The following is a 22,545-nucleotide window of genomic DNA, read 5'->3' as shown; positions in this document are numbered from 1 at the left end:
CGCCTCCCCGCCGCGCCGGCGAGCCGACCCTAGGTCGGGAGGCCGGATCGGTCCACGGCGTTTCCCGGGTGGGCGCCGGCGCCGGGGGTCAGCGAGCCGTGCCCGCCGCGGCGGTGAGGCCGACGACGTCGCCGACCACCCACACCGCGGGGGGCCGGACGCCCTCGTCGGCGATCGTGCGCGCGAGGTCGACCAGCGTCGTCCGCACCAGGCGCTGCGTCGCCGTCGACCCGTCGGTCACCACGGCCACGGGGGTGTCCGGGGCGCGGCCGTGCTCGACCAGGGCGGCGGCGATGGCGCCCGCCGTCTCCACGCCCATCAGGACGACGACGGTGCCGCGCAGCCGGCCGAGGGCGGACCAGTCGACCAGCGACTGCGGGTGGCCTGGCGGCAGGTGCCCGGACACGACGACGAACTCGTGCGTCATGCCGCGGTGGGTCACCGGGACACCGGCCAGCGCGGGGACGGCGATCGCGCTGGTCACCCCGGGGACCACCTCGACGGGCACGCCCGCCGCCGCGCAGGCCTCCAGCTCCTCCATGCCGCGGCCGAAGACGAACGGGTCGCCGCCCTTGAGCCGCACCACCCGCTGCCCGGCCAGCGCCCGCTCGACCAGCAGCGCGTTGATCACCTCCTGGGCCATCGACCGGCCGCGGGGCAGCTTGGAGGCGTCGATGACCTCCACGTCGGCCGGCAGCGAGGCCAGCAGCGACTGCGGGGCGAGGTGGTCGGCGACCACCACGTCGGCCTGCGCCACCGCCTGCTGCCCCCGCACGGTGATCAGCCCGGGGTCGCCGGGGCCGCCGCCGACCAGCACCACGCTGCCGGGCCGCACGCCGCCGCCCGCGGGGCGGGCGGCCCGGTCGCGGATGGAGCCGTCGGTCAGCCCGGCGACGACCGCGTCGCGGACGCCGACGGCCCGCTGCGGGTCGCCACCGCCGTGCACGCCGACGACGAGGTCGCCCTGCCGCCCCACCGCCGGCGTCCACACGCTGGAGGCGGCGCGGTCGTCGGCGCGGGCGCAGAAGATCCGGGCCGCCTCGGCCTCCTCGGCGACGGCGGCGTTGACCTCGGGGTCGTCGGTGGCGGCCACGGCGTACCAGGCGCCGTCCAGGTCTCCGGGCCGGTAGCGGCGGGCCAGCCAGGTGACCGAGCCCGGCGCCACCAGCGCCTCCAGCGCCGGTGTCACTTCGGGGCTGACCACGGTCACCCGCGCGCGGGCCTCCACCAGCCCGGCCACCCGCCGGTGGGCGACCTGCCCGCCGCCGACCACGACCACCCGGCGGTCGAGCAGCCGCAGGCCGACCGGGTAGACCACGCCCGTGCTCGGGTCGACCGGCGTCTCGGGCATCAGCACGGCTCCGCCGGGGAACCGGACGCGCTCGGCGCACTCATCAGTTCTTCTCGGTCACACCGGCGGAGTCGAAGGTGGCCACGTCCCGCAGCGCGCGCGCCGCGCTGGTCACCAGGGGCAGCGCCAGCAGCGCGCCGGTTCCCTCGCCGAGCCGCAGGTCCAGGCCCAGCAGCGGGCGCAGGCCCAGGTGGGCCAGGGCCAGCGCGTGCCCGGGTTCGGCCGACGAGTGGCCGGCGATCACGTGCTCGATCGCCGTCGGGCACAGCGCGGCCGCGACCAGGGCGGCGGAGCCGGCGATGACGCCGTCGAGCAGCACCGGCGTCCGGGCGGCGGCGGCACCGAGCACGAAGCCGGCGATCGCCGCGTGCTCCAACCCGCCGACCTCGGCCAGTGCGGCCAGCGCGTCGTCCGGGGTCGCCGGACGCCGGGGCAGCCGGGCGACCGCGCGGCGCACCACGTCGACCTTGTGCCGCAGCATCGCCTGGTCGATCCCGGCGCCGCGGCCGGTGGCCGCGGCCGCGTCGGCGCCGGTGAACGCGCACACCAGTGCGGCCGACGGCGTCGTGTTCGCGATGCCCATGTCGCCGGTGACCAGGCAGCCGGCGGTGCCGGCGAGCTCCCACGCCACCTGCACGCCCGCCTCGACGGCCCGGCGGGCCTCGTCGAGGGTCATCGCCGGGCCGGTGGACAGATCGGCGGTGCCCCGGCGCACCGTGCGCTCGAGCAGGCCGGGTGCCGGCTCGAGCGGCGTGGCCACGCCGACGTCGACCACGACCACCTCGGCCCGCACCCCGGCGGCGAACGCGTTGACCACCGCCCCGCCGGCCAGGAAGTTGGCCACCATCTGCGCGGTCACCTCCTGCGGCCACGGCGTCACGCCCTGGGCGTGCACCCCGTGGTCACCGGCGAAGACGGCAACGGTGGCGGGCGTCGGCAGCGGCGCGGGGCAGCTTCCCGCGATGCCGGCCAGCTGCGCGGCGACGTCCTCCAGCGCGCCGAGAGAGCCCGGCGGCTTGGTCATCCGGTCCAGCCGTTCGCGGGCGGCCAGCTCGGCCGCGGCGTCGCGGGGTCGGACGGCGGCGATCGTCTCGCCCAGCAGGGTGCCGGCGAAGGGGGTGCGGTCGGTGCTCAGCGGATCTCCTCGAGGCGGTCGGACACGACCTGCGGCGCCGGTGCCGGGGCGGGCGGTGTCGTCGGGGCGACGGCGGCCATGATCCCAGCGAGGTCGGCGGCGAATGCACGGGAGGTCGCCGGGTCGCGCACGGCCACCCGGAGGTGGTCGGCGGACAGCCCGGGGAAGGTGTCGCCCCGGCGCACCGCCCAGCCCCGGTCGCGCAGCGCGGCGCGCACCCGGGCGCCGTCGGGGACGCGCAGCAGGACGAACGACGCGCGGGGGGTGCCGACCGCCTCCACGCCGGCCGGCAGCGCGGCCAGCAGCGCGGCGCGGTGGCGGGCCAGCTCGCGTGCGGCCGCGTCCGCCTCGGCCCGCGCGGCCGGGGTCGTGCAGGCCGTCAGCGCAGCCAGCGCGGGGGTCGACACCGGCCAGTGCGGCTGCTGGGCGGCCAGCGCGGCGACCAGGCCGGCCGGGCCGAGCGCGTAGCCGACCCGCAGGCCGGCCAGCCCCCACGTCTTGGTCAGACTGCGCACCACGAGCAGCCCGGGCAGGTCGGTCCGCCCGGCCAGCGACCCCGGCTCGCCGGGCACCGTGTCGGCGAACGCCTCGTCGACCAGCAGCACCCGGCCGGGGCGGGCGAGCGCGGCGACGTCGGCGGCCGGGTGCAGCACCGAGGTGGGGTTGGTCGGGTTGCCGAGCACGACCAGGTCGGCGTCGTCCGGCACCGCCGCCGGGTCCAGCCGGTAGCCGTCGCCGGATCGCAGCACCAGTTGCTCGACCGGGTGCCCGGCCGCCCGCAGGGCGGCCTCCGGCTCGGTGAACGACGGGTGGACGACGACCGCGCGCCGGGGCGCCAGCGCCCGCGCGACCAGCACGAACGCCTCGGCCGCCCCGGCGGTGAGCAGCACGTCCGCCGGATCGCGGCCGTGCGCGGCGGCCACTGCGGCGCGAGCGGGCCGCGTGTCGGGATAGGCCGAGCTCGCGTCGACCGCGTCGCGTAGCACAGTCCGCAGCCACGGTGGCGGCGTGCCGGCACGCACGTTGACGGCGAGGTCGACGAGGCCGGGCGCCAGCTCGTCGTCACCGTGGTGGTGGAGCGAGGGTGTCCCCGCCGTCCGGAGGGCCTCCGGCCCCCCATCCGCCGCGGACAACGGTGCTTCCCTCGCGACCGCCACGGTGACCCGCCCGAGCACGGTCTTGCCGACGACGAGCTCGCCGGCGCCGTCCAGCGCCGTCCGGTCCAGGAGCGCGGCCGCTTCGGCCACCGAGCCGGTGCCGACGTGCTCCGCGACCCGCGCGGACGGCGCCGGCACCGCCACCGGGGCCAGCTCGGCCGCGGTGTAGCCGGTCAGCGGCCAGCCGCGGGCCGCAGCGGCACCGCGCAAGCCGGGTTCGGCCGCTCGTGCCGCCAGGGTGGCCAGCCGCACGTCCGCCGCGCCGGGTGGGAGCACCGTGTCGACCGCGGCCAGCACCTCGTCGGCGGAGACCCCGGCGACCGCGCCGACGCCCACGCTGACACCGCGCGCCGGCGGTGTCACGTCGGGACCCCGGGCCGCTCGGGCAGCGCGGCGAGCAGGGCGTCGGCGTCGCGCGGCAGCGCGCCGTCCGGGAGCAGGCCCAGCGCGCGCAGCCGGGCGCCGACCGTCAGCGCCCAGGGGCGGTCGAGACGGGCGCGGGCAAGCAGTTCGCCGTCGCCGAGCACCGCGGCGGGCCGGCCCTGGACGACGGCCCGGTCGACGACCACGGCCACCTCGTCGGCCCAGCGCAGCGCCAGGTCGACGTCGTGCGTGCTCATCACCACGGTCGACCCGTGCTGCTGCAGCCGGTCGACGGCCGCCAGCGCCTCGGCGACGGCGGTGGGGTCGAGCCCGGCGGTCGGCTCGTCGAGCAGCAGCACGCAGGGCCGCATCGCGACCGCGCCGGCGATGGCCACCCGTTTGCGCTCGCCGTACGAGAGCTGGTGCACCGGCCGGCCGGCGAGGTGCGCGACGCCGAGCAGCCGCAGCGCCTCATCGACGCGCGCCCGCACGGCGTCCTCGGGCAGCCCCAGGTTGAGCGGACCGAACGAGACGTCCTGCGCCACCGAGGCGCTGAACAGCTGGTCATCGGGGTCCTGCAGGACCAGCTGCACCTCCTGGCGGTGCGCGCGCAGACCCCGCCGGGTGTGCTCGAGGCGGGTGTCGTCGACCGTCACCTGCCCGGCGCCGGGTCGCAGCGCGCCGGACAGGCAGCGCAGCAGCGTCGTCTTGCCCGACCCGTTGGCCCCGAGCAGCGCCAACCGCCGTCCGGCCGGCACGGTGAGCGTGGCGCCGTCGAGCACCCTCGGGCCGGGCCCGTAGCCGACGACGAGGCCGTGCGCGGCCAGTGTCCGGTGGCTCATGCCACCGCCAGGCTCACGGCGACGAGCCCGGTCAGGCCGGCGAGCGTCGCGGCGACGAAGCGCCGGGACGACGGCAGCGCCTCGGGCAGCACGCGCAGGCCGGTCTCCATGCCCCGCCCGGCCAGGCCCTCCTGCAGGCGGCGGGCCCGGTCCCAGGAGCGGGTGAGCACGGCAGCGGCGAGCACCCCGGACGAGCGCAGCGACCGCCGGGTCGACGAGTGGCCCATCCGCGCCGCCTGCGCCTCGCGGATCGTGCGCAGGCCGTCGAGCAGCAGGAACAGCAGCCGGTAGGTCACCGAGGCGACCTCGGTGACCGCGGCCGGCACGCGCAGCCGCTGCAGCGCGGGCAGCAGGTCCGACATGGGTGTCGTGGTGGCCAGCAGCAGCACGGCCGCGCCACCGGCCACCGCGTGCCCGACCAGCGACCCGGCGCGGGCCGGGGCGTCGGGCGTCCAGCCCAGGCCGCCGCCGTCGACGGTGACCACCGCGGTCAGTGCGCCGACGACGACGAACGCCAGCGGCCAGCGCACCGCCCGGGCGAAGGTGCGCGCCGGCACCCGGGCGGGGCCGAGGGCGAGGACGACGGCGGCCAGCGCCACCAGCACGCTCCCCGGCCACGCGGGCAGGACGAGCGCGCAGCCGACCAGGCCGCCGCAGAGCAGCAGCTTGTCGGCGGGGGAGCGGCGCCGCCAGGCGCTGGCCCAGGCCGCGTCGTCGATGGCCAGGCTCACCGGGGCGCGCTCACCGGGGTCCGTCGTCCGGCGCCGCCGTCGCCGCCGGGGTCCGGGCGGCCTGCCGCCGGCCGTGCAGCCGGCCGAGCACGTAGCCGAGCACGCCGGCACCCAGCGCCGCCTGCAGCGCGAACAGGCCGGACTCGACCTCGCCGGACGGGCTGAACACCGAGTCGAACCAGGGCGTGTAGCCCTCCGCCTCGATCGCCTCGGTGGCGGCACCGTCGGTGCCGCCGAAGTCTCCGGAGGCGGCGACCAGCGGGACGGCGACCAGCGCCACCACCGCGAGCACGAGCAGGGCGGTCACCAGCGAGCGGCGGGTCACGCGGCACCCCCGGCGGGGACGGCGGGCTCACGGCGCAGCACGCCGAGCCGCTCGAGCTCGGGGCGGGCGTTGGCGGTGAGCGCCCGGAACAGCAGCACGCCGAGCAGTCCCTCGGCGAGGGCGAGCGGCACCTGGGTGATCGCGAAGACGCCGAGGAACTTGGCGACCGCGCCGGCGAAGCCGGTGCTCGCGTCCGGGAAGGCGAGCGCCAGCTGCAGCGACGTCGTGACGTAGGTGGCCAGGTCGGCCAGCGCGACACCGGCGAAGACCGCCGGCAGCAGCCCGGCGCCCAGTCCGCGGACCAGCCGGTAGGCGCCGTACCCGACCCACGGGCCGACGACGGCGAAGGCGACGGCGTTGGCACCCAGCGTGGTCAGCCCGCCGTGCGCCAGCAGCAGAGCCTGGAACAGCAGGACGACGGTGCCCAGCAGCGCCATCACGGGTGGTCGGAAGAGGATCGCCCCGGGGCCGGTGCCCGTCGGGTGGCTGGAGCTCCCGGTGACCGACGGCAGCTTGATCGCGCTCAGCACGAAGGTGAACGCGCCGGCCGCGCCGAGCAGCAGCGTCGACTCGGGGCGCTCGCGGACCTCCCGCACCACCGCCCGGGCGCCGTGCAGGACGAAGGGTGCGGCGGCGACGGTCCAGCCGACGGCGTGCGCGGGCGGCAGGAAGCCCTCAGCGATGTGCACGGGTCTCCTCGGGGACGGGGCGGCGGGTGGCCGCGCAGGCGGTGGCGAAGCGTCCGGCGAGCTCCGGGGCGCCCGCCCAGTGCAGGTGCAGGTAGGAGGCGTGCACGCCGCCCTGCACGAAGCCCTCGGGGCCGGTGGCCGACCACTGCCAGGCCGGCACGGTGCCGGCGCCCGGCTCGGCGTGCGTGCGGTGGAACTCGTGCCCGCGGACCCGGGTGCCGGCCGCGGCGAGCACCGAGCCGGCGGGCGCCACGGCCGCGCGGTAGCCGAGGGTGAGCGTCGGTGCCATCGCCGTCCGGGTGCCGACGACGCCGCACATGGGGTGGCCGTCGAGCTCGCGGGACAGGTACAGCAGCCCGGCGCACTCGGCCGCGACCGGTCCGCCGCGGGCGGCCAGCGCGGCGACGTCGGCCCGCAACGCCCCGTTGGCCGACAGCTCCGCCGCGTGCACCTCGGGGAAGCCGCCGCCGACGACGAGCCCGGCCGTGCGGTCGGGCAGCGCCTCGTCGCGCAGCGGGTCGACGGTCACGACCTCGGCGCCGGCGGCGGTCAGCAGTTCGGCGTTCTCCGCATAGCCGAAGGTGAAGGCCGGCCCGCCGGCGACCGCGATCCGCGGCCGGCCGGGTATGGCGGTCACCTCCTCCACCGGGTCCCAGGGGCGCCCATGGAGGTCGGGCGCGGAGCGGGCGAGGCGCAGGACGGCGTCCAGGTCGACCGAGCCGGCGACCACCGCACCGAGCCGGCGCACGGTGGCGACCGCCTCGGCCGAGCGCTCGGCGGTCGGCACCAGGCCCAGGTGCCGGGAGGGGGTGCGCAGGGCGTCGAGCCGGCGCACCGCGCCGAGCACCGGGACGCCGGCGGCGCCCAGCGCCTCGCGGAGGATCGCCTCGTGCCGGTCGCTGCCGACCCGGTTGAGCACGACGCCGCCGATCCGGACCGACGGGTCGAAGGTGGCGAACCCGTGCACCAGCGCGGCGACGCTGCGGGCCTGTGCGGCGGCGTCGACGACCAGCACGACCGGCGCCCGCACCAGCGCGGCGACGTGCGCGGTGGAGCCGAAGCCGGGCGCCACGGAGGGGTGGCTGGCGCCGTCGAACAGGCCCATCACGCCCTCGACGACGGCGACGTCGGCGGGACGCGGCGTCCGGGCGCCGTGCAGCAGCAGCGGGACGACGCGCTCCTCGCCGACCAGCCACGGGTCGAGGTTGCGGCCGGGCCGCCCGGCGGCGAGCGCGTGGTAGCCGGGGTCGATGTAGTCGGGGCCGACCTTGTGCGGGGAGACGGCGAGCCCGCTGGCGGTGAGCGCGGCGATCAGGCCGGTGGCGATCGAGGTCTTGCCGGCCCCGCTCGACGGCGCCGCGAGCACCACCCGCGGCAGGGTGACGCTCACCGCACCACCCAGTTGATCATCGTCGGATGGCTGGGGCCCACCGGCGAGTCGACCGCGATCCGACGATGATCAACTCCCTTGGGGGCCGGCGCCGCGCTCACCACTCGATCCCCCGCTGGCCCTTCTGGCCGGCGTCCATCGGGTGCTTGACCTTGGTCATCTCGACGACGAGGTCGGCGGCCTCGACCAGCTTCGGGTGGGCGTCGCGGCCGGTGACGACGACGTGCTGCGTGCCGGGCCGGGCGGCCAGCGTCGCGACGACGTCGTCGACGTCCACCCAGCCCCAGGTGATCGGGTAGGTGAACTCGTCGAGCACGTAGAAGCGGTGCGCCTCGGCGGCCAGGTCGCGCTTGATCTGCGCCCAGCCCTCGGCGGCGTCGGCGGCGTGGTCGACCTCGGTGCCCTGGCGGCGCGACCAGCTCCAGCCGCTGCCCATCTTGTGCCAGACGACCGGCCCGCCCTCGCCGGTCTGCTCGTGCAGCCGGCCGAGCGCGGTCAGCGCGGTCTCCTCGCCCACCTTCCACTTCGCGCTCTTGACGAACTGGTAGACCGCGATCGGCCAGCCCTGCGTCCAGGCCCGCATCGCCATGCCGAACGCGGCGGTCGACTTGCCCTTCATCTCGCCGGTGTGCACCGCGAGCAGGGGGCGGTTGCGCCGCTGCCTGGTGGTCAGCCCGTCCTGCGGGACGACGGCGACCTGACCCTTGGGCACTAGTCCTCCTCGCCGGCGCTCGGGCGCGGGGTGCCCGCGGGCGCGGTGCCGGTCGGGGAGCTCGCCCGCCCGTCCACTAGGCCGCCTCCCGTGCCGCGCGGACCGTGGCGGCGAGCGCGTCGGCCGCCAGCTCCTCGAGCCGCAGCACGTCGGCTCCGAGGTGCGCGCCGAGGGCGCCGGCCAGGCCGAGGCGCACGGGTCCGCTCTCGCAGTCGACCACCACGCTCGCCGTGCCCTCCGCGGCGAGCAGCCCGGCGGCCGCGTGCGCACGCCCGACGTGGTCCCCGCCGCGGACGCCGGTCGCGCGGCCGTCGGTGACCACGACCAGCAGCGGGCGCCGCCGGGGATCGCGCACGCGCTCGACCCGGACGGTCTCGTGCGCGCGGAGCAGTCCCGCGGCGAGCGGCGTCCGCCCGCCGGTGGGCAGCTCGCGCAGCCGGGCCGCGGCGGCCTCGACCGACCAGGTCGGCGGCAGCGCCAGCTCGGCGTCCGCCCCGCGGAAGGTGGCCAGCCCGACCTTGTCGCGACGCTGGTAGGCGTCGAGCAGCAGCGACAGGACGGCGCCCTTCACCGCGGCCATCCGCTGCCGCGAGCCCATCGAGCCGCTGGCGTCGACGACGAACAGCACCAGGTTGCCCTCCCGGCCCTCGAGCGTGGCCTGCCGGAGGTCGTCGCGGTCCAGGCGCAGCCCGCCGCCGGTGCGGCCGCGCGCCCGCTGGTGCGGGGCGGCGGCGCGCACGGTGTCGGTGAGGTGCAGCTTGGTCACGGTGCCCTGCGGACGGCGGGAGCCGACGACCCGGCCGCGCTCGCTGCGGGCACGTGACCGGCGGCCGGCCGCGCCGGCGCCGATCCCCGGGACCTCCAGCCGGCGAGCGCGGAACGGGTCGGACGGCGCGACCGCGGCCCGCTCCACCGCCGGCGTGCCCGAGCCTCCGCCGTCCTCACGCGGCATGTCCTCACGCGGCACAGGAGGCGGCGTAGGAGGCGGCATAGGAGGCTTTGCCTGCGTCCCGGGCGCCGGATCGTCGGCATAGCTTCCTATGCCCTGGTCGGGTGGGGGCGGGGTGCCGCCGCCGTCCGGGCCGCCGCTGCCCGGGCCGCCGTCGTCGGGGGGCTCCGGCGGGCCCTCCGGTGGGCGGGCGTCGGCGAGCGCCTGCTCCAGCGTGTCGTCGTCCAGGCCGGGGGCGTCGAAGGGGTTGCGCCGGCGGCGGTGCGGCAGGGCCAGGCGCGCGGCGACGCGGACGTCGTCCTCGGTCACCTGGTCGCGGCCGGACCACGCCGCGTGCGCCACCGCCGCCCGGGCGGTGACCAGGTCGGCGCGCAGCCCGTCGACGTCGAAGGCGGCGCAGACCGCGGTGACCTGGCGCAGCGCGTCGTCGCCGAGGACCACGTGGGGCAGCCGGGCCCGCGACGCCGCGATCCGCCCGGCCAGCGCGGCCTCCTCGTCCGCCCAGGACGCGGCGAAGCCGACGGGGTCTGCATCGAAGGCGAACCGGCGGCGCACCACCTCGGCGCGCTCGGCCGGCTCGCGGGGCGCTGCCACCTCGACGGTCAGCCCGAACCGGTCGAGCAGCTGCGGCCGCAGCTCGCCCTCCTCGGGGTTCATCGTGCCGACCAGCAGGAAGCGGGCCGCGTGCCGCACCGAGACACCCTCGCGCTCGACGTAGGCGGTGCCCAGCGCGGCGGCGTCGAGCAGCAGGTCGACCAGGTGGTCGTGCAGCAGGTTGACCTCGTCGACGTAGAGCACCCCGCGGTGCGCGGCGGCCAGCAGGCCGGGCTCGAACGCCTTCACCCCCTCGGTGAGCGCCCGCTCGAGGTCCAGGGAGCCGACGACCCGGTCCTCCGACGCGCCGACCGGCAGCTCGACCAGCCGGGCCGGCCGCCGCGCGCCGGGCGCGCCGGCATCGTGCGGCCCGTCGGGGCAGGCCAGGTCGGGCGCGGCCGGGTCGCAGGCGAACCGGCAGCCGGTGACGACGTCGACCGGCGGCAGGACGGCGGCCAGCGCCCGGACGGCGGTCGACTTCGCGGTGCCCTTCTCGCCGCGCACCAGCACGCCGCCGATGGCGGGGGAGACCGCGTTGAGCAACAGGGCCAGGCGCATGTCGGCCATGCCGACGACCGCGCCGAAGGGATAGGTCAACCGACCTCGGAGCGCATGGCACTCGTCCTCTCCCCGGGTGGCCGTACATCCGCGGTGGCCCGGAGTGGCAGTGGACGACGGCGGGAGTGTCCTGGCTCCCGGATCGGCGCCCGACCCCCGCCTTCCCGCATCCCGTCGGGACATCCTCGGGGACGCAGTGGCGGAGCCTGGGGTCGGACTCCCCGGTCACAGTGGCGGGACCGCGCCGGACTCGCACCGGCTTCCTCCACTGCCGTCGCAGTGGCCGCGTCATCACACCACGGGGGGAGGTTTCGAGGACAGCCGCCCCGTCACTTGACGGATCGGAAAGTCACAGCCACTCTTTCCGACATGGAAACCGACCTTCCCGACCGGGACTTCGCCGCGGCCCAGCTCGCCGCGCTGCAGGCCGACCGCGAGGACCTCGCCGACCGGGTCGTGCAGCCGTGGTGGCACGACGTCGCGTCGGGGCTGCTGCTCTCCGGCCTGCTCGCGTCCTGGGTGCTCGAGGACTCGCAGGTGCGTGCGCTCGTGACGCTCGCCTTCGCCGTCGGTCTCTGCGGGCTGGCCTGGACCTACTGGTGGCGCACCGGCGTCTGGGCGTACCCGGACAGGAACGTGTGGCTGACCTGGGTGCCGCTCGCCGCCGCCGTCCTGGTGCCGGCCTTCGTGCTGGCGGACGGGTACGGCCAGGTGTGGGCCATGCCGGTCGCCGGCGCCGTCCTCGGCCTCGCCCTCGCGCTCCTGAACCGCCGGTGGAGCCGGCAGTGGGCCGCCGAGCTGCGGGGCGAGCGGTGAGCGACCGGATCGAGCCGCCGGCCGACCGGGACGCCGCCGCCGCGCAGCTGGCCGCGCTCCAGGCCGACCGGGCGGCGCTGGCCGACCGCGCGATGCAGCCGTGGTGGTACGACGCGCTGCTCGGGCTGCTGACCTTCGCCTTCCTCTCCTCCTACTCGATCGCCTTTCCCTGGGTGACCGTGGTCGCGCTGCCGCTGTACCTGCTCGGCATGCGCTGGTTGATGTCGGTGTACCGGCGGCTCACCGGCACCTGGGTCGACGGCACCCGTCCCGGGCCGACGCGGCGGGCCGTCCGCGTCTACTGGGTGGCGGCGTCGGCGGTCCTGATCCCGGCGCTGGTCGTCGAGCTCGGCCTCGAGGTCCGCGGGGCGATGGTCGTCGCCGGCGCCGTCGTCGGTCTCACCATCGCGCTGGTCAGCCGCTGGTGGAGCCGGATCTACATCGCCGAGCTGCGCGGGCAGCTGTGACCACGGTCGCGCCGCGCTTCGACGTGGTCATCCACCCGCCACCGCGGCTGCAGATCTGCGGCCTGCTCGCCGCGGTCGACCTGATGGAGTTCGCCGCCGTCCGCGACCGGGTGGGCGTCAGCGACTCGGTCCTCTCCAAGCACGTCAAGCAGCTGGAGGAGGCCGGCTACGTGAAGGTGCACAAGGCGACCATCGCCTCGCGCCAGCGCACCAGCTTGTCCTTGACGAAGGACGGACGGCGGGCCTTCGACGCGCATGTCGCCGAGCTGCGCCGCATCGCGGGCCTCTGACCGGCCGCGATCCGGCCGGCAGCCACTCGCGCGGCCGGTGTGACCGGCGCCTCATAGGTGCGCCGCCCCCCGCAGGGCAGCATGGGCGGCGCAGCGGACGGCGGCAGGAGGCACTGTGGGCAGGCGGCGGGTCCTCGTGCTGCTCGACGCCCTCGCCGTCCTCGGTGTCGCGTTGCTGCTCAGCCTGCTGCTCGACCTCGCCGGTCTGCCGTCGCCGACCCTGTTCGGCGGCCTGGCCGCCGGCCTCGGCCGCGCCCTGGTGGCCCCGGGCGCTCCCCGGGTCCCGCGCTGGGCCGGGCAGTCCGGGCAGGCGGTCATCGGCGTCATGGTCGGCACGCTGGTCGACGTGGGCACGCTCGAGGCGGTGGCCCGCGACTGGCTCCCCGTCCTGCTGGTCACCGTCGGCACGCTCGTCCTGAGCCTGCTCGGCGCGGCCGTGCTGCGCCTGCAGCGGGGGATCAGCTCGGTGACGGCGGCGTTCTCGATGCTCGCCGGCGGCGCCGCGGGCGTCACCGCGATGGCCGACGAGCTGGGCGCCGACCAGCGCATGGTCGCGGTGCTGCAGTACCTGCGCGTGCTGCTCGTCCTGGTCTTCATGCCGGTCGTGGCCACCGTCCTGTACGGCGGAGCAGCCGGCAACGGGTCCGACGCGATGACCGGTGGCGGGCCCGGCTGGGCGGCCGGCGTGCTGCTGTGCGGAGTCTGCGGCGTCGCCGGCGTCCTGCTCGGCCGCCTGCTGCGGCTGCCCGTCGCGGCGATGCTCGGGCCGCTGGTCCTGGCCGCGGCGCTGGACCTCAGCGGGTGGTCGCGCGGTGCGGAGGTGCCCGGCCCGCTGGCGGCGGCGGCCTTCCTGGTCATCGGCCTGCAGGTCGGGCTGACCTTCACCCGGGCGAGCCTGGCGGTCGTCGGCCGGGCGCTGCCCGCGGCGCTGGCCCTCATCGTGGCCGTCGTCGCCGCGTCCGCCGGCCTCGGGGCGGTGCTGTCGTGGTCGACCGGTGTCAGCGCGCTCGACGGGTACCTGGCCACGACGCCCGGCGGGCTGTACGCGGTCCTCGCGACGGCGAGCGACAGCGGGGCGGACGCCACCTTCGTGCTCGCCGTCCAGGTGCTGCGGTTGTTCGCCGTGCTGCTGAGCGCGCCGCTGGTCGCCGCGTGGCTGCGGCGCCGGGCCGGCTGAGGACCCGCCCCCGACGGGTGGCCGGCCGCGCGAGCCGCCGCCGGCGAGCCGGAAGCCGCCTACCCTGGCACGGGCCGCACGAGGAGGGGGGCGAGATGCCGGTACCTGCGGAGGCGACGGCGGAGGACGCCGTCCTGCTCTTCATCGGCGGGCCGCTCGACGGCCGGGTGCAGGTCCGTGCCGCGCGTTTCGGCGAGCCGCCGGCGACGATCACCCATGTCCACCTGCACGCGGGCCCGAAGGTCGTGCATCGCTACGACCGGCAGGAGCTGCCAGGCCGCAACTCGGTCTACCACCTGCGGACGGCGGCCGCGCCGCGACCGGCCGACCGGCCGGCGGCAGGATGACGGCGGATCAGGACCTACGACCTCGTTGACTTCCTAAGGTCATTAGGAGAACACTCCGCGGGGTGACCGGGGCGGTGCCGCTCGACCGCCGGCAGCGGCGGCGGCAGGAGACGATCGAGCAGGTGCTCGACGTCGCCGTCGAGGTCATGGCCGAGCAGGGTGTCGCGGGGCTCACCCTCGGCGAGGTCGCCCGGCGGATGGGCATCCGGCCGCCCTCGCTGTACGTTTACTTCGACGGCAAGCACGCGCTCTACGACGCCCTGTTCGAACGCGGTTGGCGGCTGCTGCTGGCCGCGACGCACGACGTGGCGGCGGCCCTCGACGGCCCGGATCCGGTGGCCGGCATCCACGCCGTCGCCCGCGAGTTCGTCCGCTGGGCGGTCGAGCACCCCGCGTACTCGGCGCTCATGTTCTGGCGCCCGGTTCCCGGCTTCGTGCCGTCCGAGCGCGCGTACGCGCCTGCGGTCGAGGCCGAGCGGGCCGGCCGGGGCGAGGTCGTCCGGCTCCGCGACCGGGGCGTGCTCCCGGTCGACGTCGACGTCGACCGGGCGCTGCGCACCTGGACGGCGGTGCTCAGCGGGGTCGTCTCGCAGCAGCTGTCCAACGCCCCCGGTGAGCCGTTCGAGACCGGCGCCTTCACCTCGATCCTGCCCGACGTGGTGGACATGTGGTTGGCCCACCACCACTCCCCGTCCCGTCCCCGCTGATCCAGGAGGCCGACATGGCCGCTCCGACCTCCGTCCGCTCCCGCCCGCGCGCGCCGCGGCTCGACCGGGCGACCGCGTACCGGCTGGCCACCACCGAGTACGACCGCACGCTCGCCGCGTGGCGAGCGCTCGGCCCCGCCGACTGGTCCCGCCCCACCGTCTGCGCGGCGTGGGACGTGCGGGCCATGGCCGCGCACACCCTCGGCATGACCGAGATGACCGCGTCGCTGCGCCAGCTGGTGCACCAGAACGCCGCCGCGTCGCGGGCCGGCGGGGGCATCGACGCGCTCACCGCCGTCCAGGTGCGCGAGCGGGCCGGGCTGTCGCCCGCGGAGCTGGTCGACCGGCTCGCCGCCGCCGCACCCCGGGCCGTCCGCGGCCGCCGTCGGCTGTCCGTGCTGCTCGGCGCCGTGAAGCTGCCCGAGGAGCAGGTCGTCGGTCCCGAGCGCGAGTGGTGGCGGATCGGCTTCCTCACCGACGTCGTCCTCACCCGTGACCCGTGGATGCACCGCATGGACCTCGCCGCGGCCACCGGCACGGAGCCAGTCCTGACCGCGGACCACGACGGCGTCCTGGTCGCGGACGTCGTCGCCGAGTGGGCGGGCCGGCACGGCCAGCCGTACCGGTTGCGGCTCACCGGCCCGGCCGGCGGAGAGTGGTCGTCGGGGGCGGACGGCGGTGCGGACGTCGAGGCGCACGAGCTCGACGCCGTGGACTTCTGCCGCGTGCTGTCGGGCCGGGGGACCGGCGACGGCCTGCTGGCGCAGCAGGTGCCCTTCTGAGTTGCGGCGGGATCGGCACGCCCGCCGCCCCGCGGGCGAGCATGCGCGCCTCGCGTCAGAGATATGGAGGAGCGTCATGGACACCTTCCGCCCCCTGCCGGGGGTGACCACGCTCGCCGATCCGCAGGATGTCCCGGGGATCGGCGTGCTGCCGGTGAACGCCTTCGTGCTGCACGCGGCCGAACCGGTCGTCGTCGACACCGGGATGTCGCTGGGCGACCGGCGCTTCGTCGAGGATCTCGCCGCGGTGCTCGACCCGGCCGACGTCCGCTGGATCTGGCTGACGCACCCCGACCGCGACCACACCGGAGGTCTGTTCTCCTTGCTCGCCGCCGCGCCGAGAGTGACCGTCGTGACCACGTATCTGGGCATGGGGATCCTCGGGTGCGAGCGGGAGCTGCCGCTCGATCGGGTGCGCCTGGTCAACCCGGGGCAGAGCCTCTCGGTCGGTGATCGTGAGTTGCGGGCGTTCCGGCCGCCGCTGTACGACAGCCCGGCCACCACCGGCTTCCTCGAGACGGCAACCGGTGTGGTCTTCAGCTCCGACTGCTTCGGCGCCCCGCTGCCGACCTGGGAGCTTGCAGGAGCGGACGACGTCCGGGCGGTGCCCGCCGACGACCTCCGTGCGGCCCAGCTCCTGTGGGCCGCGGTCGACAGCCCGTGGGTGCACGTGGTGGACCGGTCGAGGTGGGAACGCACGATGGACCGCCTGCGGGCCATGGCGCCGTCAGCGGTGCTCAGCACCCACCTGCCGCCGGCGCTGCACGGCGTCGACGACCTGCTGGACACCATCCGGCTGGCGCCGGACGCCGACCCGTTCGTCGGCCCCGACCAGAAGGCGCTCGACGAGTTGCTGACGGGCTTCGCACCGGTCGCCGCGACCTGACCCGGGCTACCAGCCCTGGACCTGCCGGGCGGCGGCGACGACGCGGTCGAACCGGGCGCGGTCCAGCGCGGCGCCCTCGCGGCGGACGGTCGCCGGGTCCAGCTCGAGCAGCCGGTCGAGGCGCACCTCGCTCGGGCGGCCCCGGGCGTCCCACGCGCCGCGGCCCAGGTCCATCCAGACGCGGCCGTGGCGGGCCTCGTCGGCGGCGTCGCGGTCGTGGTCGCGGCTGGTCAGCGTCAGCCCGAGCAGGGCGGGTCCGCGGCGGCCGATCACCAGCACCGGGCGGTCCTTGCCCCGGCCGTCGCCCTCGTCGAAGGGCACCCACGCCCAGACGACCTCGCCCGGATCGGGCCGCTCGTCGTCGTAGGGGCGGTAGTCGACGACGGGCGCGCCGGCGGGGGCACCGGCACGTGCGGGTCCGGCCGCGAGGTGCTCCTGGTCTGCCCGTCGGGCGTCGTCCGGCGGTCGCCGTTCACCCGGCGACCGTCCGCCGGGCGCGGTCCGCGCGGCCGGGCCCCGGGACCGGCCGAGCCGCCGCCCGACGCCGCGCGCCAGTCGCGCGCCGAGCCGCCGGAGGCGGTGCTGTGTCATGACGGCACGCTACGCGGGCCCGGCCGAGCCCCGGGCAGGCTCTGCGGGCCCGATCGCAGCCCGGGGCAGGCTCCGTGGGCCCGATCGCAGCGCGGCCCGGCCGGATCCCGCGGGCCGGGTCGGCGCGGTCGACGCCTCATGTGACCCATTGATATCAAGCAGTCACAGATGGGGTTCGGTGTGCCGGTGACAGGGCACCATGGCCCCACGGGGACCTCCTCCGGGGTGCCCGGGAGAGGGGGTTCCCATGACCTCGGCAGAACCCGCCCGTCCGGCTGCCCCGCGCGAGCGCGAGGTGCAGGCCAGCGTGCTGGCCGCACTGCAGCTCGTCGAGGACGCCCGGTACCGCGGCCCCGAGCGCAGACCCCACCGTGAGCGCATCCGCCAGGTCGCCGAGCGAACCGTCGTGTCGCGCAAGCTCGCGCGGGACCTGCGGGCGGGCTGACCGGCCACACCGGCCCTGTCGTCACGCGGTGTCCCCGGCGTGACTCCGCGGGCCGGTCCGCTCCTCGCTCGCTGGCGCTCGCTGCGATGCTCCCGGCCCTGTCGTCACGCGGTGTCCCCGGCGTGACTCCGCGGGCCGGTCCGCTCCTCGCTCGCTGGCGCTCGCTGCGATGCTCCCGGCCCTGTCGTCACGCGACGCAGAACTCGTTGCCCTCCGGATCGGCCAGGGTGGCCCACTCCAGCGGGCCCTGCGAGGAGCGCCAGAGCTCGCGCGCGCCCATCGCCACCAGCCGCGCGACCTCGGCCTCGCGGGCCGCGGCGCCGACGTGCACGTCGAGGTGCAGCCGGTTCTTGGCCGTCTTCGGCTCCGGCACCACCTGGAAGAGGACACGCGGGCGGCCGGGGTCCGGCGAGGTGATCGCCGCCCCCTGGCGCCACACCAGCGCCCCGCGGTGGACCACCGTGTCGGCGTCCGAGGCGTGCCCTGCATCGATCATCCGCCGGATGAACGCCTCGTCCTGCGGCTCGACCTCCCAGCCGAGCGCTGCGGCCCACCAGTCGGCGAGCTCGTGCGGCCGTGCGCAGTCGACCGCGATCTGGATGTCGTGTGCCATGGCCGCACGCTAGGGCAGGGCGCCGACGGAACGGGCGGCGTCAGAGCTCCTGCGCCAGGCCGGCCCGCAGCGCCACCTCGTCGGGCACGGAGTCGTCGCGGCAGTGGTCGCGCAGCACCTGGCTGAAGGGCGGGAACACGGACCGTTCGACCCGGCGGGCGGGGTCCCACAGGCCCGACCGCATCACCGCCTTCGAGCACTGGAAGTAGGCCCGTTCCACCCGCAGCACCAGCACCGACAGCGGCGGCCGGCCGAACTCGGTGAGGTCGAGGCCCAGGTCGGCGGCGCCGACCAGCGCGGTCGTGCCGTACACCCGCAGCGTCTCGTCGATGCCGGGCACGAGGAACATCAGCGCGGCCCGCGGGTTGCCCACCAGGTTGCGCAGGCTGTCGACCCGGTTGTTCCCCTGCCGGTCGGGCAGCGCGAGCCGGTGCTCGTCGAGCACCTTCACGAAGCCCGGGTCGCCGCCCCTGGGGGAGACCTCCGGCCACCCGTCGGCCGACGACGTCGCCAGGGTGGCGAACGGGGCCAGCCGGATGAAGGCCGCGCAGTGCTCGTCGATGCGGTGGACGACCTTGTCGAGCACCCGCTGGGAGGGCGCGCGGTAGCCCGCGAGCACCTCGGTGTCGGCGCGGCTCGCGGGTCCGGGGGTGGCGTCCACGGGTCGGACCGTATCGGGCCTGCCGCTCCCGGCCGGGGCCCGGCGGCTCCCCGAGCCCGGCGGTCCGGCGACCGGGCGGCCGGGCGGGCGGCCGCCGTGCCCGGGACGGCCGCCCGTTAGCGTGCTGCCCCGTGTCAGCACGGTGGAGCTCGCCGGTCCGCTACGTCGAGTGCGACCAGCAGGGTGTCGTCTTCAACGCGCACTACCTGACCTGGGCCGACGAGACGTCCAACCACTGGTGGGCCTCGCGCGGCCTGCCCTGGGACGCGCTGGTCGCCCAGGGGTGGGACCCGGTCGTCAAGGCCTCGTCGCTGGAGTGGACGTCGTCGGCGCGGTGGGGCGACACGGTCACCGTCGACGCCGACCTCGAGCGGCTCGGCACCACCAGCGTCACGGTGCGCTACACCGTGCGGGTGGGGGAGCGGGTCTGCTGCGTCGTCCGCAACACCTACGTGGCCATCGCCGACGGCCGCCCGGCGCCCTGGCCCGACGACATCCGGGCCAAGCTGACCGACTGATCCGCCGCCCCGCCCGGGATGGCGGGCGGGCCTAGCGCGCCCGCGCACCCGGCGGGAGGAGGGGCAGGTCGTCGGGGACGCCGGACTCGAGGAGGCGCCACAGCGCGCCGGTGTCGGCGTGCTCGGCGACCAGGTCGCCCAGCCGGTCGAGCCGGGCCTCGCGGACGGCGGCGAAATCGGTGCCCGGGGCCGGCGCGAACCGCCGTCCCGACAGCCGGGCCACCTCGGTCAGGAAGGCGCGACGGAAGCCGTCGTTCTCCAGCGCGCCGTGCCACGTCGTGCCGAAGACGGCCCCGGACCGGCCGCCGTCGAGGAACGGCTCGGCCCCGCCCTCGTCGTAGCCGACCACCCCGTGGTGGATCTCGTAGCCGCGCACCGGCTCGCCGAAGGCGCTGCCGACGGGGCGGGCCAGCACCTTCTCCGGTCCGAAGCGGACGTCGGCCGGCAGCAGACCGAGCCCGGGCACGGTGCCCGCGCCGGACTCCACCTCGTCGGTGATCGTGCGGGCGAGCATCTGGTGCCCGCCGCAGATGCCGAGCACCGGCCGGCCCTCGGCGGCCCGCCGGCGCACGGCGTCGGCCAGCCCGGACGCGCGCAGCCAGGCCAGGTCGGCGACGGTGGCGCGGGTGCCCGGCAGCACGACCAGATCGGCGTCGCCGAACTCCTCCGGGCGGGTCGCGTACCGGACGAGGACGCCGGGCTCTGCGGCGAGCGCGTCGAGATCGGTCACGTTGGACAGCCGCGGCAGCCGGGCCACCGACACCCGCAGCACCTCCTCCCCGGCGGGCGGGCCGGCCGGGGCGAGCGGGACGCCGATGCCGAGGGAGTCCTCGGTGTCCAGCGCCAGGCCGGGCAGCCACGGCAGCACGCCCAGCGCCGGCCGGCCGGTGAGCCGGGCCAGCTCGTCCAGCCCCGGCTGCAGGAGTCGGACGTCGCCGCGGAACTTGTTGACCAGGAACCCCGCCACCAGTCGCTGGTCGGCCGGGGGCATGAGCGCGACGGTGCCGAACAGGGAGGCGAAGACCCCGCCGCGGTCGATGTCGCCGACCACGACCACCGGCAGCGCGGCCGCGGTGGCCAGGCCCATGTTGGCGATGTCGTCGGCGCGCAGGTTGATCTCGGTGGGGGAGCCGGCGCCCTCGCAGACGACGACGTCGAAGCGCGCGCGCAGTTCGGCGAGCGAGGCCAGCACCTGCTCCAGGAGAGCGGCCTTCATCGGCCGGTAGGACAGCGCGGTCACCTCGGCGACGGGACGGCCGAGGACGACGACCTGGCTGGCGTCCTCGCCGCCCGGCTTGAGCAGCACCGGGTTCATCGCCGCCTCCGGCTCGACCCGGGCGGCGGCGGCCTGCACCACCTGCGCCCGGCCGATCTCGGCGCCGTCCGGGGTGACCATCGAGTTGTTGCTCATGTTCTGCGCCTTGAACGGCGCCACCGACACCCCCTGGCGGACCAGCCACCGGCAGATGCCGGCGGTGACCAGCGACTTGCCGGCGTCCGACGTCGTCCCGGCGACGAGCAGCGCGCCCGGCGTCACGCGACCTCGCGCGGGGCGTTCCAGCCCGCCTTCTCCTGCCCGGACAGGTCGGCGATGGCCAGCATGATCCGGTCGGTCACCACCCGCCGGGCCGCGTTGCGCCCGGCCTGGCCGCGCTGCTCGGGGAAGGTCAGCGGCCGGCCGAAGGTGACCGAGATGCGGTGCGGCCGGGGCCAGCGGGCCCCGATCGGCTGCGCCTTGTCCGTGCCGGCCACGGCCACCGGCACCACCGGGCAGTCGGCGGTCAGCGCCAACCAGGCCACGCCGGTCTTGCCCCGGGCCAGGCGGCCGTCGCGCGACCGGGTGCCCTCGGGGTACAGCCCGAAGGCGTTCCCCCGCCGGAGGACGCCGAGCGCGGTGTCCAGGGCAGCCTGCGCGGCGCGCTGGGTCTGCCGCTCGACGGGCTGCGCACCGAGCGCGGTGAACAGCGTGCGGCTCAGCCAGCCGCCGAAGCCGCGGCCGGTGAAGTACTCGGACTTGGCCAGGTAGGAGACCCGCCGCGGAGCGACCAGCGGGATGGCGATGCTGTCGATGAAGGACAGGTGGTTGCTGGCCAGGATGACCGGACCGGTGAGCGGCACGTTCTCCCGGCCGGTCACCCGCGGCCGGAAGACGAGGAAGAACAGCGGCTTCAGCACGAACCTGGCGATCCCGTAGAACACGCAGGCGCTCCCTCCCTCGGTGCCGCGCACGGCGGAGAGACCGGCGGCTCGGGCATCATCCCGAACCGCCGGGCAGGGAGCGATGTCAGGTCCGTGCGGTGGACGCCCCGGGCGCGTGCCCCCGTCGGGCGGGGCGTCGCGGCGTCAGTGCAGCGGGACGCTGGGCGGGCAGGCGTCGCGCAGGATGGCGCGGACGTCGTCGGGCAGGCCGGTGCGCCCGGACGCCGACGCGGTGAGGACGTGCGCCACGTCGCGGACCTTGCGGTGCGTGTGGCTGGAGATGTGCGCCATCAGGTCGAAGGCGGCCTGTTCCCCGCAACCGGTGAGCAGCATCAGCACGCCCTTCGCCTGCTCGATCACCGCCCGGCTGGCCATCGCCGTGCGCAGTTGGGCCACCTCGGTCTCGAGGGCCCGCACCCGCTCGGCGTCGCCGGCAGCCCCGGGAGCGCCGGCGGACGGCATCCGGTCGTCGGTCGCCGATCGCGGTGCGACCGGCCGCAGCGGCAGGACGTGACCGCGCTGCCGGGCCGGCGTGGTCGAGGTCGTCGCTGCTGAGGTCGTCGCTGTCGAGGTCGTCGCTGCTGAGGACATCGGCTCTCCTCGTCGAACGCGCGCCGGGAGCACCGACGGGTCCGCGGCACGCCGCTTCTGGACGCGCCGCGGGACCACCGACCGGAACCGGATCGGTCGCTCCGAACGGTTCGGACGTTACCCATCCGTAGGCCCGGGCGCACCGACTTTCCGGTGGCCGTGCGGTGATCTCCCGGTGACGACCGGACGTGCCCTCACTTAGGGTCGCCTATCCCTCACGGGCTCGGGCGCGTCGTCCCGGGCGGGGAGCGGACGGGGGCCAGCAGGCGGACGGCGACGGCCAGGGCTGCCGCGGCCGCGCCGACGGCGGTCGACAGCCGGACCGCACGGCCGATGTCGGCCGCCGACGGTGAGCGGCCGTCGCCGAGACGCGGTCGCTCCTCGACGCGGCTGCCGTAGCGGTTGCGTCCGCCGAGCCGCAGACCCAGTGCCCCGGCGGCCGCGGCCTCGCAGCGGCCGGCGTTGGGGCTGGGATGGGCGGCGCCGTCGCGCCACCAGGTGTGCAGCGCACCGGCGGGCGAGCCGCCGGCGAGCGGGGCGCAGGCGACGGTGAGCGCGGCGGTGAGCCGGGCGGGCAGCCAGGTGGCGACGTCGTCGGCGCGGGCGGCCGCCCAGCCGAAGCGCAGGTACCGGGGTGAACGGTGGCCGACCATCGCGTC

27 protein-coding genes and 1 riboswitch are annotated in these 22,545 nt (G+C 76.8%); of the genes, 10 read left to right on the top strand and 17 right to left on the bottom strand.

Translation table 11 applies throughout. The features are described from left to right. Window positions 1-88: 88 nt before the first annotated feature. From cobA to OF117_RS16785, 10 genes are all read right to left on the bottom strand, one after another. A complete protein-coding gene (cobA, locus tag OF117_RS16830; RefSeq protein WP_263554000.1) occupies window positions 89-1,351 on the bottom strand; it encodes a uroporphyrinogen-III C-methyltransferase in 1,263 nt (420 codons plus the stop codon). 43 nt (window positions 1,352-1,394) lie between these two features. Further along, window positions 1,395-2,438 carry a nicotinate-nucleotide--dimethylbenzimidazole phosphoribosyltransferase gene (gene cobT / locus OF117_RS16825; protein ID WP_263554113.1) on the bottom strand — a complete coding sequence of 348 codons (1,044 nt, stop codon included), beginning with the start codon at window positions 2,436-2,438 and terminating at the stop codon, window positions 1,395-1,397. A gap of 44 nt (window positions 2,439-2,482) precedes the next feature. After that, complete coding sequence (gene cobC / locus OF117_RS16820; protein ID WP_263553999.1) at window positions 2,483-4,006, bottom strand: Rv2231c family pyridoxal phosphate-dependent protein CobC; 1,524 nt, start codon at window positions 4,004-4,006, stop codon at window positions 2,483-2,485. Beyond that, complete coding sequence (locus tag OF117_RS16815; RefSeq protein WP_263553998.1) at window positions 4,003-4,848, bottom strand: energy-coupling factor ABC transporter ATP-binding protein; 846 nt, start codon at window positions 4,846-4,848, stop codon at window positions 4,003-4,005. Before OF117_RS16815 ends, cobC begins: the two co-directional genes overlap by 4 nt. Continuing rightward, window positions 4,845-5,579, bottom strand: a complete 735-nt coding sequence (cbiQ, locus tag OF117_RS16810; RefSeq protein ID WP_263553997.1) for a cobalt ECF transporter T component CbiQ — start codon at window positions 5,577-5,579, stop codon at window positions 4,845-4,847. The genes OF117_RS16815 and cbiQ overlap by 4 nt, the downstream gene beginning before the upstream one ends. Window positions 5,580-5,589: 10 nt before the next feature. Next, a complete protein-coding gene (locus OF117_RS16805) occupies window positions 5,590-5,904 on the bottom strand; it encodes an energy-coupling factor ABC transporter substrate-binding protein (RefSeq protein WP_263553996.1) in 315 nt (104 codons plus the stop codon). After that, window positions 5,901-6,593, bottom strand: coding sequence for an energy-coupling factor ABC transporter permease (locus tag OF117_RS16800; RefSeq protein WP_263553995.1), 693 nt, complete (start codon window positions 6,591-6,593; stop codon window positions 5,901-5,903). Before OF117_RS16800 ends, OF117_RS16805 begins: the two co-directional genes overlap by 4 nt. Next, the gene (locus OF117_RS16795; RefSeq protein ID WP_263553994.1) at window positions 6,580-7,983 is read right to left on the bottom strand and encodes a cobyrinate a,c-diamide synthase; all 1,404 of its coding nucleotides are present in this window, start codon (window positions 7,981-7,983) and stop codon (window positions 6,580-6,582) included. The genes OF117_RS16800 and OF117_RS16795 overlap by 14 nt, the downstream gene beginning before the upstream one ends. A gap of 97 nt (window positions 7,984-8,080) precedes the next feature. Then, complete coding sequence (gene cobO, locus OF117_RS16790; protein ID WP_263553993.1) at window positions 8,081-8,695, bottom strand: cob(I)yrinic acid a,c-diamide adenosyltransferase; 615 nt, start codon at window positions 8,693-8,695, stop codon at window positions 8,081-8,083. 76 nt (window positions 8,696-8,771) lie between these two features. After that, window positions 8,772-10,835 (bottom strand): putative cobaltochelatase, encoded by a 2,064-nt coding sequence (locus OF117_RS16785; RefSeq protein ID WP_263553992.1) that lies wholly within the window; start codon window positions 10,833-10,835, stop codon window positions 8,772-8,774. Window positions 10,836-10,919: 84 nt separating this feature from the next. Continuing rightward, window positions 10,920-11,062: riboswitch (cobalamin riboswitch) on the bottom strand. A 103-nt stretch (window positions 11,063-11,165) separates the two neighbouring features. Between OF117_RS16785 and OF117_RS16780 the strand changes: the two genes are divergently transcribed. The 8 genes from OF117_RS16780 to OF117_RS16745 all read left to right on the top strand — a co-directional run bounded on the left by OF117_RS16780 (window position 11,166) and on the right by OF117_RS16745 (window position 16,268). Continuing rightward, window positions 11,166-11,612: a hypothetical protein gene (locus tag OF117_RS16780; protein WP_263553991.1), complete on the top strand. Its 447-nt coding sequence runs from the start codon at window positions 11,166-11,168 to the stop codon at window positions 11,610-11,612. Beyond that, the gene (locus OF117_RS16775) at window positions 11,609-12,079 is read left to right on the top strand and encodes a hypothetical protein (protein WP_263553990.1); all 471 of its coding nucleotides are present in this window, start codon (window positions 11,609-11,611) and stop codon (window positions 12,077-12,079) included. The genes OF117_RS16780 and OF117_RS16775 overlap by 4 nt, the downstream gene beginning before the upstream one ends. Continuing rightward, complete coding sequence (locus OF117_RS16770; protein ID WP_263553989.1) at window positions 12,076-12,369, top strand: transcriptional regulator; 294 nt, start codon at window positions 12,076-12,078, stop codon at window positions 12,367-12,369. Before OF117_RS16775 ends, OF117_RS16770 begins: the two co-directional genes overlap by 4 nt. 115 nt (window positions 12,370-12,484) lie before the next feature. Then, window positions 12,485-13,546, top strand: a complete 1,062-nt coding sequence (locus OF117_RS16765) for an AbrB family transcriptional regulator (protein WP_263553988.1) — start codon at window positions 12,485-12,487, stop codon at window positions 13,544-13,546. A gap of 95 nt (window positions 13,547-13,641) precedes the next feature. Continuing rightward, window positions 13,642-13,893 carry a hypothetical protein gene (locus tag OF117_RS16760; protein WP_263553987.1) on the top strand — a complete coding sequence of 84 codons (252 nt, stop codon included), beginning with the start codon at window positions 13,642-13,644 and terminating at the stop codon, window positions 13,891-13,893. 62 nt (window positions 13,894-13,955) lie between these two features. Next, window positions 13,956-14,600 carry a TetR/AcrR family transcriptional regulator gene (locus tag OF117_RS16755; protein ID WP_263553986.1) on the top strand — a complete coding sequence of 215 codons (645 nt, stop codon included), beginning with the start codon at window positions 13,956-13,958 and terminating at the stop codon, window positions 14,598-14,600. A 14-nt stretch (window positions 14,601-14,614) separates the two neighbouring features. Continuing rightward, window positions 14,615-15,382 (top strand): maleylpyruvate isomerase family mycothiol-dependent enzyme, encoded by a 768-nt coding sequence (locus OF117_RS16750; RefSeq protein WP_263553985.1) that lies wholly within the window; start codon window positions 14,615-14,617, stop codon window positions 15,380-15,382. Between the two features lie 76 nt (window positions 15,383-15,458). Continuing rightward, entirely contained in the window at window positions 15,459-16,268 is an 810-nt protein-coding gene (locus tag OF117_RS16745) for an MBL fold metallo-hydrolase (RefSeq protein WP_263553984.1), read from the top strand. A 6-nt stretch (window positions 16,269-16,274) separates the two neighbouring features. On the opposite strand, the gene OF117_RS16740 is transcribed toward OF117_RS16745, so the two are convergent. Beyond that, complete coding sequence (locus OF117_RS16740) at window positions 16,275-16,859, bottom strand: type II toxin-antitoxin system PemK/MazF family toxin (protein ID WP_263553983.1); 585 nt, start codon at window positions 16,857-16,859, stop codon at window positions 16,275-16,277. Window positions 16,860-17,106: 247 nt separating this feature from the next. Between OF117_RS16740 and OF117_RS16735 the strand changes: the two genes are divergently transcribed. Further along, complete coding sequence (locus tag OF117_RS16735) at window positions 17,107-17,304, top strand: hypothetical protein (RefSeq protein WP_263553982.1); 198 nt, start codon at window positions 17,107-17,109, stop codon at window positions 17,302-17,304. 187 nt (window positions 17,305-17,491) lie between these two features. On the opposite strand, the gene OF117_RS16730 is transcribed toward OF117_RS16735, so the two are convergent. Together OF117_RS16730 and OF117_RS16725 are read right to left on the bottom strand one after the other, a co-directional pair. Continuing rightward, a complete protein-coding gene (locus tag OF117_RS16730) occupies window positions 17,492-17,917 on the bottom strand; it encodes a VOC family protein (RefSeq protein WP_263553981.1) in 426 nt (141 codons plus the stop codon). Between the two features lie 40 nt (window positions 17,918-17,957). Beyond that, a complete protein-coding gene (locus OF117_RS16725) occupies window positions 17,958-18,578 on the bottom strand; it encodes an MSMEG_1061 family FMN-dependent PPOX-type flavoprotein (RefSeq protein WP_263553980.1) in 621 nt (206 codons plus the stop codon). Window positions 18,579-18,709: 131 nt separating this feature from the next. On the opposite strand from OF117_RS16725, the gene OF117_RS16720 reads away from it, so the two are divergent. Continuing rightward, the gene (locus OF117_RS16720; protein WP_263553979.1) at window positions 18,710-19,096 is read left to right on the top strand and encodes an acyl-CoA thioesterase; all 387 of its coding nucleotides are present in this window, start codon (window positions 18,710-18,712) and stop codon (window positions 19,094-19,096) included. Window positions 19,097-19,127: 31 nt separating this feature from the next. Here OF117_RS16720 and OF117_RS16715 read toward each other — a convergent pair whose 3' ends face one another. From OF117_RS16715 to OF117_RS16700, 4 genes are all read right to left on the bottom strand, one after another. Next, entirely contained in the window at window positions 19,128-20,633 is a 1,506-nt protein-coding gene (locus tag OF117_RS16715; protein ID WP_263553978.1) for a cobyric acid synthase, read from the bottom strand. After that, window positions 20,630-21,295, bottom strand: a complete 666-nt coding sequence (locus tag OF117_RS16710; RefSeq protein ID WP_263553977.1) for a lysophospholipid acyltransferase family protein — start codon at window positions 21,293-21,295, stop codon at window positions 20,630-20,632. The genes OF117_RS16715 and OF117_RS16710 overlap by 4 nt, the downstream gene beginning before the upstream one ends. 144 nt (window positions 21,296-21,439) lie before the next feature. After that, window positions 21,440-21,886 (bottom strand): ANTAR domain-containing protein, encoded by a 447-nt coding sequence (locus OF117_RS16705; RefSeq protein WP_263553976.1) that lies wholly within the window; start codon window positions 21,884-21,886, stop codon window positions 21,440-21,442. 215 nt (window positions 21,887-22,101) lie between these two features. Continuing rightward, window positions 22,102-22,545, bottom strand: a 444-nt coding sequence (locus OF117_RS16700) for a cobalamin biosynthesis protein (protein ID WP_263553975.1), incomplete at its 5' end; no start/stop codon positions are given.

The organism is Geodermatophilus sp. YIM 151500 (assembly GCF_025716945.1).
In the GTDB taxonomy this organism is placed as follows: Bacteria; Actinomycetota; Actinomycetes; order Mycobacteriales; family Geodermatophilaceae; genus YIM-151500.
This window is presented reverse-complemented; position numbering and strand designations above follow the sequence as displayed.